Annotated in this window: 10 protein-coding genes; 5 read left to right on the plus strand and 5 right to left on the minus strand. The window is 70.0% G+C overall.

The features are described from left to right. Both ACQP0N_RS20760 and ACQP0N_RS20765 read left to right on the plus strand, forming a co-directional pair. Positions 1-1,293, plus strand: coding sequence for an MFS transporter (locus ACQP0N_RS20760; protein ID WP_433113243.1), 1,293 nt, complete (start codon positions 1-3; stop codon positions 1,291-1,293). 83 nt (positions 1,294-1,376) lie between these two features. Continuing rightward, entirely contained in the window at positions 1,377-2,990 is a 1,614-nt protein-coding gene (locus tag ACQP0N_RS20765; protein ID WP_433113245.1) for an FAD-dependent oxidoreductase, read from the plus strand. Positions 2,991-3,065: 75 nt separating this feature from the next. Here the strand turns inward: ACQP0N_RS20765 and ACQP0N_RS20770 are convergent, their stop codons facing one another. Together ACQP0N_RS20770 and ACQP0N_RS20775 are read right to left on the minus strand one after the other, a co-directional pair. Then, positions 3,066-3,758 carry a type 1 glutamine amidotransferase domain-containing protein gene (locus tag ACQP0N_RS20770; RefSeq protein WP_433113248.1) on the minus strand — a complete coding sequence of 231 codons (693 nt, stop codon included), beginning with the start codon at positions 3,756-3,758 and terminating at the stop codon, positions 3,066-3,068. A gap of 72 nt (positions 3,759-3,830) precedes the next feature. Next, entirely contained in the window at positions 3,831-4,232 is a 402-nt protein-coding gene (locus tag ACQP0N_RS20775; RefSeq protein WP_433113251.1) for a VOC family protein, read from the minus strand. Between the two features lie 220 nt (positions 4,233-4,452). Between ACQP0N_RS20775 and ACQP0N_RS20780 the strand changes: the two genes are divergently transcribed. Beyond that, positions 4,453-6,807, plus strand: a complete 2,355-nt coding sequence (locus tag ACQP0N_RS20780; RefSeq protein WP_433113253.1) for an AbfB domain-containing protein — start codon at positions 4,453-4,455, stop codon at positions 6,805-6,807. A 63-nt stretch (positions 6,808-6,870) separates the two neighbouring features. Here ACQP0N_RS20780 and ACQP0N_RS20785 read toward each other — a convergent pair whose 3' ends face one another. Next, positions 6,871-7,335: a hypothetical protein gene (locus tag ACQP0N_RS20785; RefSeq protein ID WP_433113256.1), complete on the minus strand. Its 465-nt coding sequence runs from the start codon at positions 7,333-7,335 to the stop codon at positions 6,871-6,873. A gap of 508 nt (positions 7,336-7,843) precedes the next feature. Here ACQP0N_RS20785 and ACQP0N_RS20790 point away from each other — a divergent pair. Next, positions 7,844-9,235: an endo-1,4-beta-xylanase gene (locus ACQP0N_RS20790; RefSeq protein WP_433113259.1), complete on the plus strand. Its 1,392-nt coding sequence runs from the start codon at positions 7,844-7,846 to the stop codon at positions 9,233-9,235. A gap of 83 nt (positions 9,236-9,318) precedes the next feature. Next, complete coding sequence (locus tag ACQP0N_RS20795) at positions 9,319-10,731, plus strand: ricin-type beta-trefoil lectin domain protein (protein ID WP_433113261.1); 1,413 nt, start codon at positions 9,319-9,321, stop codon at positions 10,729-10,731. Positions 10,732-10,752: 21 nt separating this feature from the next. Here the strand turns inward: ACQP0N_RS20795 and ACQP0N_RS20800 are convergent, their stop codons facing one another. Next, positions 10,753-11,778, minus strand: a complete 1,026-nt coding sequence (locus ACQP0N_RS20800; protein WP_433113264.1) for a LacI family DNA-binding transcriptional regulator — start codon at positions 11,776-11,778, stop codon at positions 10,753-10,755. Between the two features lie 65 nt (positions 11,779-11,843). Further along, positions 11,844-13,571, minus strand: a complete 1,728-nt coding sequence (locus ACQP0N_RS20805) for an IlvD/Edd family dehydratase (RefSeq protein WP_433113267.1) — start codon at positions 13,569-13,571, stop codon at positions 11,844-11,846. Between the last annotated feature and the right edge of the window lie 39 nt (positions 13,572-13,610).

Below are 13,610 nucleotides of genomic sequence, written 5' to 3' on the forward strand. Positions count from 1 at the left end.
ATGACCACGTCAGACAACAGCACCCGGCTCCAGTCGGCGCATCCCGCCGTCCACGGCGGTCCGGACGAAACCCAGCAGAACGCTCCAACGCTGCGGGCTGCCGCCGCTCGGCCCGGTCCCCGCCCGGCACTGACCCTCCTCGCGCTGGCGCTGGGCACCTTCGCCATCGGCACGGGCGAGTTCGGCAGCAACGGGATCCTGCAACTCTTCGCCGCCGACCTGGGCGCGTCCATCCCGGTCGCGACGTACGCGATCAGCGCCTACGCCTTCGGCGTCATGATCGGCTCACCGGCGATCACGCTTCTCGCGGCGCGCGCCAACCGCCGTACCCTCCTGCTGGGTCTGATCGTGTTGTTCCTGGTCGGCAACGTCCTGTCCGGTCTGGCCCCGAACATCGCGACCCTCGTCGTCTTCCGCTTCATCACGGGAAGCGTGCAGGGCGCGTTCTTCGGCGCGGGGGCGGTCGTCGCCGCGTACGTGTACGGTCCCGGCAAGGGTGGCCGGGCCTTCGCCACCGTGATGGGCGGCCTGACGGTGGCCACCATCCTTGGGTCGCCGCTCGGCACCCTCGTCGGCCAGCAGGCCGGGTGGCGGGCGACCTACTGGAGCGTGGTCGGACTGGGTCTGCTGGCCGGCGCGGCGCTCCTGGTGTGTCTGCCGCGCACCGACGACCTGCACGGCAGTTCGGTGGCGCACGAACTCGCCGCCCTCCGGCGACGCGAGGTCTGGCTCATGGTCGCGGTCGCGGCGCTCGGCATCTCCAGCATCTTCGCCGTCTACACCTTCATCGGTCCGTTCGTCACCGACGCGGCGCGGGAGAGCGCGTCGCTCATTCCGGTCGCCCTGGCCGTCTTCGGCCTCGGCATGGCGTTCGGCAACTACTTCGGTGGCCGCGCCGCCGACCAGGACGGCAGCCGGCCGCTGATCTACGGCTTCAGCTACGTCCTGGTGCTGCTCGTGGCCATCGCATTCGCCGGCCGGGAGATCCTGATCCTCATGCCGGCGCTGTTCGGCGTCGGGGCGACCATGATGTTCGCCATTCCGGCCATCCAGGTACGGCTGACCCAGTTCGCACCCGACGCGCCGACCCTCATGGGCGCGCTCAACCTGGCCGCCCTCAACCTCGCCAACTCGCTCGGCGCGATCGGCGGCGCCGTCGCCCTCGGCGTCGGCTGGGGAACCCTCTCCACGGTGTGGGCGGGATTCGTCCTCACCAGCGCCGGCCTGGTCCTCTACCTCACCACCGTCGGTCGACCCCGGCGAACCGTCGCGTCCGCGACGCCCCGGCCATGAACACGGCCCGATGTGAGTGACACGACGCGGCGAACTCAGCGCCGATCCACTCCTCGTCAACTCGGGGCACCTACCGTTCGACTGTGAGCACCGGAGACGCCGACGGTCCTGTCCTCGACGCGGAGCAGTTCGACCGCCTCGCCAGCTACGGCACCGAGGAGGAGGTCCGCCAGGGCCAACACCTGTACGCCGCCGGCGACAGCACCTATGACTTCTTCCTGCTGCGGACGGCGACTGCCGAGGCGGTCCGCAACGCGACGGCGCTGGAGCCCGAACGGCTGATCTACCGGCGTGGACCGGGCGAGTTCCTCGGCGAACTGAGCCTGCTGACCGGGCAGCAGGTGTTCCTCACGGTCCGCGTCGTGACGGCCGGGACGGTCGTCCGGATCACCGCCCCCGAGCTGCGCCGCGTGCTCGCCGACCAGGTCGACATCGCCGACGTGCTGATCGAGACCTTCCGGGCCCGGCGCGAGCTCATGCGCGGCGCGGCCGGCAACGCCCTGGAGATCGTCGGCCGGCCGCACGTGGCCGAGTCGCTGGAGCTGCGGACGTACGTGAACCAGATGCTCCTCCCGCACACCTGGCTCGACGCGGCGTCGCTGCCCGGGCGGGCGCTCCTGCGGGCCGAGGATGTCGGCGAGGACGACCTTCCGGTCGCGGTCACCAGCAACCGCGTACTGCGTCGCGCCACTCCCGGCACGGTCGCGGAGGCCCTCGGTCTGACCTACGTCGCCACGGCGCGCGACCCCGACCTGGTCGTGGTCGGCGCCGGGCCGGCCGGCCTGGCCGCGGCGGTGTACGGCGCGTCCGAGGGGCTCATCACGGTACTGCTGGACGGTACCGGCCTGGGCGGTCAGGCGGCCAAGAGCGCGCGCATCGAGAACTACCTCGGCTTCCCCGAGGGCGTCAGCGGTGAACAGTTGGCCCGGCTGGCGATGCTCCAGGCGCTGAAGTTCGGCGTCCAGATCTACGCGCCGTGCGCGGTGGTCGGCCTCGACGTCTCCGACCAGAGGCGTCCTGTCGTGGAGTTGGCGGACGGCACCCGGATCGGGACGTCCGCGGTCATCGCGGCCACCGGAGCGCGGTACCGCCGCCTCGACATCGAGCGGTGGGCGGAGTTCGAGCAGAGCGGCTGCGTCCGGTACGCGGCCACCGAGCTGGACGTGCGTGGGTACGAGTCCCAGCCGGTCGCCGTGCTGGGCGGCGCCAACTCGGCCGGGCAGGCCGCGCTCTCCCTGGCCGCGCGCGGCTGCTCCGTACACCTGGTGGTGCGCGCGGCCGACCTCGGGGCCAAGATGTCGGCGTACCTGACCGATCGGATCCGGGCCGATCCCAGGATCACCGTCCATACCGGCAGCACCCTTCGGGAGCTGCACGGAGAAGACAGCCTGACGGCGATCGTCGTGGCGAAGGAGGGTGATCCCACGCGGTTGGACTGTCGGGGGCTGTTCTGCTTCATCGGCGCCGAACCGGAGTCCGGGTGGATGAAGGGCATCGCGACGGACGACAGCGGTTTCGTGCTGACCGACGGCCGACTGCCTCCCGGCACGCACGACGCGCCGCTGCCGTTCCAGACCAGCGCCGCACGCGTCTTCGCGGTGGGCGACATCCGCTCCGGCTCCACCAAGCGGGTCGCGACCGCCGTCGGCGAGGGGGCCGGCGCGGTCTCCGCGGTGCACACCGTGCGGTCCCGCTGAGGCCGCCGGACGGCGTCGCCACCTGACGGTGCCGTCCGGCGGGTGATCACACCCGCCGGACGGAGGTCACGGCCGCTACCCGTCGCTACGGCCCACCAGGGACATCAACCGATCCGCAGCCGGCCCTGAGGACGCCGGGTTCTGGCCCGTGACGAGCAACCCGTCGCTCACCACGTACGGCTCGAAGTTGCCCGCCTTGGAGAAGTCGGCGCCCTTCGCGACCAGCTCGTCCTCGACGAGGAAGGGCACGACCTTCGTCAGGCCCATGTACTCCTCCTCGCTGTCGGTGAAGCCGGTGACCCGCCGGCCGGCCACCAGCGGCTCTCCGTCGGGCGTCACGCAGTGCCGCAACACCCCCGGGGCGTGGCACACCAGCGCGATCGGCTTGCCCGCCGCGACGACCTGCTCGATCAGCCTGATCGACGTCTCGTCCTCGGCGAGGTCCCACAGGGGCCCGTGGCCGCCCGGGTAGAAGACGGTGTCGTAGTCCGCGACGGCGACCGAGTCGAGCCGTACCGTCGTCGCGAGCTGGCGTTCCGCCTCGGCGTCCGCCGTGAAGCGGCGGGTCTGGTCGGTCTGGAAGTCCGGCTCGTCGCTCTTCGGGTCCAGGGGCGCCCGTCCGCCCTGCGGCGAGGCGAGCGTCACCTGCCATCCGGCGTCCCGGAAGCGGTAGTAGGGCGTGGCCAGTTCCTCCAGCCAGAACCCGGTCTTGCGGCCGGTGTCACCCAGCTGGTCGTGCGAGGTCAACACCATCAGAACCTTGGTCATGTCCCACTCCTTGAATCATCGGGCCGGCACCGCCGTCCGTCGCGTCGGCGGTCATACCCACGGTCCGGCGGCTCAGACGCCGAAGGCGACGACTTCGAGCTGGATGTTGTCGATGTCCCGGAAGACGACGGTCGAGTAGAGGAACGGCTCCCGCGCGGTCTGGATACCGGAGTGCGCGACACCCAGGCTGTCGAGCCAGGCGGACCAGGCCTCGAGCCCCGCACGCGTCTCGACGTTGAGGGAGAAGTGGTCGAGGCCGGTACGGACCTCGTTGAACTCCTCGCCCTGGTTGCCCTCGTTGTGGTGCAGACCGATGGAGAAGCCGGTACGCGGATCGATGACCAGCTCGGCGTACCCGGTCCACTCCCGCCCGTAGTGCGGAAGCCTGCCGTCCGCGAGCGTGGCCTGGAAGACCTTCTGGTACCAGGCCACGCTGGCTTCGAGGTTGCGAACGGTGAAGGCGACGTGGTGCACGGCGGTGCGGTGACCTCGGCCATGACAACTCCTTCGTGCTAGGTGATGACCCCGTGCACCTGGAGTTGTAGGCAACGCGAGTTGAGGAGCACTGGACAGGAGATGCATTGACAGTGAGCGATTGACTGAGCGTCCAGGATGCCTCTATAACCGATGTCCACCGCCCGCGCGCTGCGGGCTCAGCTGCACGGCCCGCGGCGACCCGCCCCTCGGAGACGGCATGACACGTCAGGCCCCCGCCCGCCCCGCCCTGCCCCTACTGCTGATCCTCACCCTCGTCGTCGGCGTGTTCGCCGCACCGGCCCGACCGACGCAGGCCGCCCCGGCCAGGACGCCGCCACTGACCACCCCGTGGACCAGCCAGGCGCTGGTCGGAACGCCCCTGCCGGAGTACCCGCGACCACAGATGACGCGTCCGGACTGGCTCAACCTCAACGGGGAATGGCAGCTACGGCAGTCCGGCACCGACGATGCCCCGCAGTTCAACACCGACCTGCCCGAGCGGGTCAACGTGCCGTTTCCCGTGGAGAGCGCCCTCTCCGGTGTCCAGCGGGCCGCCAACGACAACCGCAACTACCTGTTCTACCGACGCACCGTCACCGTCCCACCGAACTGGTCGGGCCGGCGGACCCTGCTGCACTTCGGCGCCGTGGACTGGCAGAGCACGGTCTGGGTCAACGGCGTACGGGTCGGCGCGCACACCGGCGGCTACGACGCCTTCACCTTCGACGTGACCGCGCAGCTCAACGGCGGCGCGAACGAGATCGTGGTGAAGGTGTGGGATCCGACCGACACCCGGCAGAACGGCAGCCTGCCCCCGATCGGCAAGCAGACCAAGCAGCCCGGCGGGATCTTCTACACGCCCAGCTCGGGCATCTGGCAGACGGTGTGGATGGAGCCGGTGCCCGCGGCGTCGATCAGCAGCGTGGACGTCTATCCGAACCTGAGCGCCAACACCCTGCGGGTCCGGGTCTTCACCCGGGGCGACGTGAGCGGGCACAGCGTGCTCGCCGAGGCGTTGAACGGAAGCACCGTCGTCGGCTCGGCCACCGGCGGCTTCACCGACTTCAGCGTCCCGGTGCCCAACGCCCGCCGCTGGTCGCCCGACGACCCGTTCCTCTACAACCTGCGAATTCGCCTGCGCAACGCCAGCGGCGCGACGGTCGACCAGACCACCCACTACTTCGGGATGCGGGAGATCACCACCGGCGTGGTCAACGGGGTACTACGACCCAAGCTCAACGGCCAGTTCGTCTTCCAGGTCGGCACCCTCGACCAGGGCTTCTGGCCGGACGGCCTGTACACCGCGCCGACCGACGCCGCCCTCGCCTTCGACCTGCAGAAGCACAAGGACCTGGGCTTCAACATGGTGCGCAAGCACATCAAGGTCGAACCGCAGCGCTGGTTCTACCACGCCGACCGGCTCGGCCTGCTTGTCTGGCAGGACATCCCGTCGCTCACCGCGCAGAACATCGACCCCACCGACGCCCAACAGGCGCAGTTCGAGACCGAGGCTCGCGAGATCGTCGACGAACACCGCAGCTCCCCCGCGGTCGTCGCCTACACCCCCTACAACGAGGGCTGGGGCGAGCGCTCCCTGACCGACACCCGCCGCGTGGCGCAGAACATCAAGAATCAGGACCCGACCCGGCTGGTCAACCCGCACAGCGGCTACAACTGCTGTCAGTCCCTCGGCAACCCCGGCAACGGCGACATCGACGACTGGCACGTCTACCTCGGTCCGGACTCACCCTCGCCGTCGAGCAGCCGGATCGCGGTGCTCGGCGAGTTCGGCGGCCTGGGCCTGCGGGCACCCGGCCACGAGTACAGCCCGAACGGGCAGTTCTTCGCGTACGAGTGGCAGCCGACCTCCGGTGCGCTCACCGACCGGTACGTGGGGCTGGTCGAGGGCGCGCGGAACCTGATGCTCGGCAAGGGTCTCAGCGCCTCGATCTACACCGAGATCGCTGACCAGGAGGGGGAGTTGAACGGCTTCCTCACCTACGACCGACAGATGGTCAAGATGGACCAGTCCCGGGTCCGCGCGGCCAACACCGCCCTCGTCGACGCGTCCAGGGCGATCGGCAGTTCCTCCCCCGTCGCCCTGCCGGTCGACACCCGACGGTCGTTGCAGGTGACCACCCCCGGCTACACGAACCGGTACCTGCGCCACCAGAACAGCCTGGCGTACACCGAGGTCGTCGACGCGGGCAGTTCGGCGCTGCTCAAGAACGACGCGACGTACACGATCCGGCCCGGCCTGGCCGACGGCGCCTGCTACTCCTTCGAGTCGGTCAACTATCCCGGTCAGTACCTGCGGCACCAGGATTCCCGGGTCCGCAACTCGCCGAACGACGGGTCGGCGCTCCTGCGGGCCGACGCCACCTGGTGCGCCCGCGTGGGGCTGACCGGAAGTGGCGTGTCGCTGGAGTCGTACAACTTCCGCGGAAAGTACCTCCGGCACTACAACTCGGAGGTCTGGCTCAGCAACGGCACGGGCGGTGAGGCCTACAACAGCCCCACCCTCTGGGCAGCCGACAGCACCTGGAACATCGCCGCCCCCTGGGCCCCCTGACCGCGACGGACCGCGCTCCGATGATCGGTGCGGGCCGGCGCTCAGCCGCCGGCCCGCACCGGGTCACTTGTCGGCCTGCGCGTCGCACAGCACGTCGATGTGCACGATCCGCGACCTACCCTCCCGCACCGCCCGCTGCTGGCTGCCGTTCAGGTCGTCGTCGAGGTAGTCCACCGCCTTGGCCCGGTCCCGGATCTCGTACACGGTCACCTGGCAGGCGCCCGTATCCGGGTCCGTGCCCTGGCCGGTGGCCAGATGGTCGTAGAACAGGTAGGACGTGTCCGTGCCGCCCGAGGTCAGGGTGAGCCCGGGGGCGGTGACCGTGGGCACCCCTTCGCCGGCCGGCCCGAGGTAGGACCGACCTTCGCCGTTCGAGTACGCCGCCTTGACCAACGTGAATCCCTCCACCCGTACGCGGTCGGCGTACCGCTGGGTCTCGTTGCCGTCACCGCAGCCGGCCATGATGGCGGCCAGCAGCGTGGCCGTCACCGTGAGCAGGGTCGTGCGGGGCACCGAGGTCAGGAACACGTGGACACTCCGGAGTAACAGAAGGGCCGATCGCCGGACGTTATCCGATCTTGCGTCTGACGCGGCTCACGCCCTGACGTCCTGTCTCGCAACAGCCCCGAAACTACCGGTTGATAAAGCCGGAATTTTCTGCGAGCCTGAGACATCGATCAGTGTGATCGTTAACATGATCATTTTCCGCACCGGAGGCGCCTCACCCGATCCGCCAGGCCCAGTCACGAGCCATCCGACCGCGTCCACCACCGCCCCCACCGCCATCCTTCCGCCGCAGGTCAGGCGGACCACAGTCGCCCGGACAACGCGCGCGACCGTCGGCCCGCCCGAGCGACCCCAGCATCGCGACCACGGCGAGCACAGCGGAGCCACCCACCCGAACAGCGACCGAGTTCTCGCTACCCACCACCGGAGGATCAGTATGGTTTCCCGGCCCCGTCCCCCCGGGCGTATCCGACTACGCGCGTTCACTCTTTCCGGAACTGCCGCGATAATTGCGGCCCTGGTCGTATCGATGCTGCCCAACCTGGCGCAGGCCGCCGAGACGACTCTCGGCGCGGCAGCGGCCCAGTCCGGCCGGTACTTCGGTGCCGCCGTGGCCGCCAACAAGCTCGGCGACAGCGCGTACACGACGATCCTGAACCGCGAGTTCAACGCCGTCACACCCGAGAACGAGATGAAGATCGACGCGACCGAACCGCAGCAGAACAACTTCACGTTCGGCAACGCGGACCGCATCGTCAACCACGCCCTCTCCCGGGGCTGGAAGGTGCGCGGTCACACCCTGGCCTGGTACTCGCAGCAGCCCGGCTGGATGCAGGGCATGGAGGGCAGCGCGCTGCGTAGCGCCATGCTCAACCACATCAACCGGGTGGCCGGCTACTACAAGGGCAAGATCTACTCCTGGGACGTGGTGAACGAGGCGTTCGAGGACGGCAACAGCGGCGCCCGCCGCAACTCGAACCTCCAGCGCACCGGCAACGACTGGATCGAGGCGGCGTTCCGCGCCGCCGACTCGGCCGACCCGGACGCGAAGCTCTGCTACAACGACTACAACACCGACAACTGGACCTGGGCCAAGACCCAGGCCGTGTACAACATGGTGCGCGACTTCAAGTCCCGTGGAGTGCCGATCGACTGCGTCGGGTTCCAGTCGCACTTCAACGCCAACTCGCCGTACAACAGCAACTACCGCACGACGCTGTCCAGCTTCGCCGCCCTCGGGGTGGACGTGCAGATCACCGAGCTGGACATCGAGGGCTCCGGCACGACGCAGGCCAACACCTACCGCAGCGTGGTCAACGACTGCCTCGCCGTGGCGCGCTGCAACGGGCTCACCGTGTGGGGAGTGCGGGACTGCGACTCGTGGCGCTCCGGCGGCACCCCGCTGCTCTTCGACTGCAGCGGCAACAAGAAGGCCGCGTACACGGCCACCCTGGAGGCGCTGAACAGCGCCGGCCCCGGCACCACCCCCACGCCCACGACGCCGGGTCCGACCCCCACCGTCACGCCCACCGCCCCACCCGGCTCGGCCGGTGCGATCGTCGGCACGCAGTCCGGCCGGTGCGTCGACGTGCCCAACGCCTCGACCACCAACGGCACCCGGGTACAGCTCTACGACTGCAACCGGCAGGCCAACCAGTCGTGGACGTACACGTCGGGCAAGCAACTCCAGGTGTACGGCACCATGTGCCTCGACGCGGCCGGCTCCGGCAACGGCGCGGCGGTCCAGATCTACAGCTGCCACGGTCAGACCAACCAGCAGTGGAACATCAACTCCAACGGCACCATCAGCAGCGTCCAGTCCGGACGTTGCCTGGACGTCTGGAGCACCGCCAACGGCGCGCAGATCCAGCTCTACGACTGCCACGGCCAGACCAACCAGCAGTTCCGGCTCTCGTCCTGACGATCCGCCGGGGCGGGCGGGCTCACCGCAGGACGAGTCCGCCCGCCCCGTCTTTCCACCACCACCCCCAGGAGGTACCCACAGTGCGAGGACCCGCAGACCACCCACCGCCCCCGGCGGACACCCCGGTCGACCGCAGGTCGTCGGGCATCCGGGGACGGCTGCTCACGATTGCCGCCGCCGGGATGGCCGCCGCGGTCGGGCTGCTCACCATCACCCTGGCGACCGGGTCGGCGTCCGCGGCCGACAACCCGTACCAGCGGGGCCCGGACCCCACCCGGACCAGCGTCACCGCCGTGAACGGCCCCTTCGCCAACACGTCGGTCGCCGTCCCGACCGGGTACGGCTTCAACGGCGGCCGGATCTACTACCCGACCGACACCAGCCAGGGCACCTTCGGGGCCATCGCGATCTCACCGGGTTACACGGCGTTGTTCTCCGCCGAACTGGCCTGGATGGGACCGTGGCTGGCCTCGCACGGCTTCGTCGTGATCGGCATCGAGACCAACAGTCGCAACGACTTCGACACGGCGCGCGGCACCCAACTTCTCGCCGCGCTGGACTACCTGACGCAGCAGAGCCCGGTACGCGACCGCGTCGACCCGAACCGGTTGGCCGTCGCGGGCCACTCCATGGGCGGCGGTGGGGCGCTGAGCGCCGCCATGCGGCGTCCGTCGCTGAAGGCCGTGGTCGGCATCGCGCCGTACTCGCCGTCGTCGAACCTGGCCAACGACCGGGTGCCCACCATGATCTTCGCTGGCCAGGCGGACACGGTGGTCACCCCGTCCTACGCCACCGGTCTCTACAACAGCATCCCGAGCACGACCGAGAGCGTCTACCTGGAGGTCGCCGGCGCGGACCACGGCTTCATGGTGGGACGGTCGAACCCGGTGATGGTCCGGACCATGTTGCCGTTCGTCAAGATGTTCATCGACAACGACGCCCGGTACAGCCAGTTCCTCTGCCCGCTGCTGGACAACAGCGGTGTGGTGACCTACCGCAGCACCTGTCCGCTACTGCCGTCGACGCCGACCACCCCGACGCCGACCACCACCCCGACGAGCAGCCCGACACCCACCCCGACCACCTCGCCCACCACTGGGCCGCCGAGCTCGGCGAGCCAGATCATCGGCGCGCAGTCGGGCCGGTGCGTCGACGTACCGAACGCGTCGCGCACCAACGGCACCCGGGTCACCCTCTACGACTGCAACCGGCAGATCAACCAGTCCTGGACCTACACCTCGGGCAAACAACTACAGGTGTACGGCAACATGTGTCTCGACGCCGCAGGCAGCGGCAACGGCGCGGCCGTGCAGATCTACAGCTGCCACGGTCAGACCAACCAGCAGTGGAACATCAACTCCAACGGCACCATCAGCAGCGTCCAGTCCGGACGCTGCCTGGACGTCTGGAGCACCGCCAACGGCGCCCAGATCCAGCTCTACGACTGCCACGGCCAGACCAACCAACAGTTCCGGCTCGCGGCCCTGACGTAGGCGCACCGGGCGGGCTCGGCATCACGCCGGGCCCGCCCCGCCGTGCGGCGGCGCCGTGCTCTCGCGCACCACGAGCGAGGGTACGACCAACGGCAGGGGCTGCGGCACCGTGTCGTCGATGGCCTGGGTGACCGCCGTGATGGCCCGTCGACCGACCGCCCCGAAATCCTGCTGGATCGTGGTCAACGGCGGAATCAGGTACGCCGCCTCGGGCACATCGTCGAACCCGATGACCGAGACGTCCTGCGGCACGCGCCGACCACGCTCGTGCAGCGCGCGCAGCACGCCGATGGCCATCTGGTCGTTGGCGGCGAAGACCGCGGTGGTGCCGCGCATCTCGCAGATCCGCAGCCCGGCGAGGTAGCCGCTGTGGGCCATCCAGTCACCCTCGACGGGCTCAGGTGGGCGTACGCCCGCGGCCACCATCGCCGTACGCCAGCCGTCGCGGCGGGCGCGGGCCTCGGCCCAGTTGAGCGGACCGGACACGTGCACGATCTCGGTGTGTCCGAGGCCGAGCAGGTGTTCGGTCGCCATCCGGGCGCCGAGCACCTGGTCGACGCCGACGGTGACGCTCGCCCTGGACAGGTCGCCCTCCACCACCACGAAGGGCACCCCGGACCGGGTCATCCGCACCACCTCGAGCGCCTCGTCGTTGCCGGCGATCATCACGACGCCCTCCACGCCGACGCGCATGAGATGTTCGGTGGCGTCGCTGAGCGCCCGTACCGTCACCTCCTCCAGGCTCACCGAGGTGGCGAAGTAGCCGGCGGCCCGGGCCGCGTCCTCGACGCTGCGGTGGATACTCGTCGGACCGAACAGCGTCCGGGCCGTCCCGATGATGCCGATCATCCCCGAGCGTCCCCGGACCAGCGCCCGGGCGGCGGTGTTGGGGCGGTAGTCGAGTCGCCGGATCGCCTCGAGGACCCGCTCCCGCGTCTCGCGCCGGATCGCGGGCGCTCCGTTGATGACCCGGGACACCGTCTGGTGGGACACGCCCGCCAGGCGGGCGACGTCCGCCATGACCGGCGGCCGGTGCGCGGTCGTCACCGCTTTCTCCGCGTGAACTCGCACTGGCGGGCCGTCCGTTCTTCCATGAGTCGTTTCCTCGTCCGTCAGTGTGAGTGACGGGGCACGTCACTGCCGCTGCCACCGACCAGGAAGTCGAGGTCGGCCCCACTGTCGGCCTGGAGGACGTGCTCGCTGTACAGCCGTACCCAACCCCGGTCGGCCACCGGCGGCGGCGGCTTCCAGGCGGAGCGACGCTCGGCGAGTTCCGCCTCGTCGACCAGGAGGCCGAGGCGGCGGGTGGCGACGTCGAGCTGGACCAGGTCGCCGGTGCGCACCAGCGCGAGGGGACCGCCCACGGACGCCTCCGGCGCCACATGCAGGACGCACGTGCCGTAGCCGGTGCCGCTCATGCGCGCGTCCGAGATCCGCACCATGTCGGTGATGCCCTCGGTGAGCAGCCGGCGGGGCATGGGCACGTTGCCCACCTCCGGGAAGCCGGGGTAGCCACGCGGGCCGGCGTTGCGAACGACGATCACCGTGTCCGGTGTGACGTCGAGGTCCGGGTCGTCGGCGGCGACGACGTACTCCTCGATCCGGTCGAAGACGAGCGCCGGACCGGTGTGCGTGAGGAGGTGGGGGGTGGCGGCGGAGACCTTCAGCACCGCTCCGGACGGCGCCAGCGACCCGCGCAGCACCACGGTGCCCGAGCCGGCGGCCTGGAACGGCTCCTTCATGGTGGCGATGACCTCGGAGTTCCAGCACTGCGCGCCGTCGACGTTCTCGGCCACGCTCCTGCCACTGACCGTGACGTGCTCGGTGTGCAGCAGCGGCGCGAGCTCCTTCATCACCACCGGAAGGCCGCCCGCGTAGGCGAAGTCCTCCATCAGGTACGCCCCGGACGGCATGAGGTTGACCAGCAGCGGAACGTCGGCGGTGAGGGTGTCGAAGTCCTCCAGCGACAGGGGCACGCCGAGGCGTCCGGCGATCGCGAGCAGGTGCACGACGGCGTTCGTGGAGCCACCGATCGCGGCGTTGACCCGGATGGCGTTCTCGAACGCCTCACGGGTGAGCACCGAGGACAGCCGCTGGTCCTCGCCCACCATGGCGACGATCCGCCGCCCGGCGGCCTGCGCGAGCGCGTACCGCCGGGAGTCGACGGCGGGTACGGCGGCGGCCCCCGGTAGCTGCACGCCCAGCGCCTCGGTCACGCAGGCCATGGTGGAGGCGGTCCCCATGGTCATGCAGTGGCCCCGGCTGCGGGACATGCCGACCTCCGCCTCGGCGCAGTCGGCGGCGCTCATCCGGCCGGCCCGCATCTCCTCGGTGAAACGCCAGACGACCGTGCCCGAGCCGATGTCCTGGCCCCGGAACTTGCCGTTGAGCATCGGCCCGCCGGTCAGCATGAGCGTCGGCAGGTCGACGCTCGCCGCCCCCATCAGTAGGCCCGGAGTGGTCTTGTCACAGCCGGAGAGCAGGACCACCCCGTCGAGGGGGTTGGCGCGGACGGACTCCTCCAGCTCCATCGCGAGCAGGTTGCGGTAGAGCATGGTCGTGGGACGCATGAGGGGCTCGCCCAGGCTCATGGCCGGGAACTCCAGCGGCAGGCCGCCGCTCTCCCACACGCCGCGCTTCACCGACTCGGCCAGGTCGCGCAGGTGGGCGTTGCAGGGGGTCAGCTCCGACCAGGTGGTGGCGATGCCGATCACCGGGCGACCGTCGAAGACGTCGTCCGCGAATCCCTGGTTGCGCATCCAGGACCGGTGGATGAACCCGTTGCGGCCCTCGGCGCCGAACCACTGCGCGCTGCGCAGCGGTCGATCTGTCGTCGACATCAGCACACCTTTCTGTCATGCCTCAAGATCGCTCGGCGC

The organism is Micromonospora sp. CA-246542, from assembly GCF_050942905.1.
Taxonomy (GTDB): domain Bacteria; phylum Actinomycetota; class Actinomycetes; order Mycobacteriales; family Micromonosporaceae; genus Micromonospora.

Coding starts and splice junctions, on each gene's coding strand:
- ACQP0N_RS20760 (WP_433113243.1), top strand. CDS start 1: ATGACCACGTCAGACAACAGCACCCGGCTCCAGTCGGCGCATCCCGCC.
- ACQP0N_RS20770 (WP_433113248.1), bottom strand. CDS start 3,758: ATGACCAAGGTTCTGATGGTGTTGACCTCGCACGACCAGCTGGGTGAC.
- ACQP0N_RS20780 (WP_433113253.1), top strand. CDS start 4,453: ATGACACGTCAGGCCCCCGCCCGCCCCGCCCTGCCCCTACTGCTGATC.
- ACQP0N_RS20790 (WP_433113259.1), top strand. CDS start 7,844: ATGCTGCCCAACCTGGCGCAGGCCGCCGAGACGACTCTCGGCGCGGCA.
- ACQP0N_RS20805 (WP_433113267.1), bottom strand. CDS start 13,571: ATGTCGACGACAGATCGACCGCTGCGCAGCGCGCAGTGGTTCGGCGCC.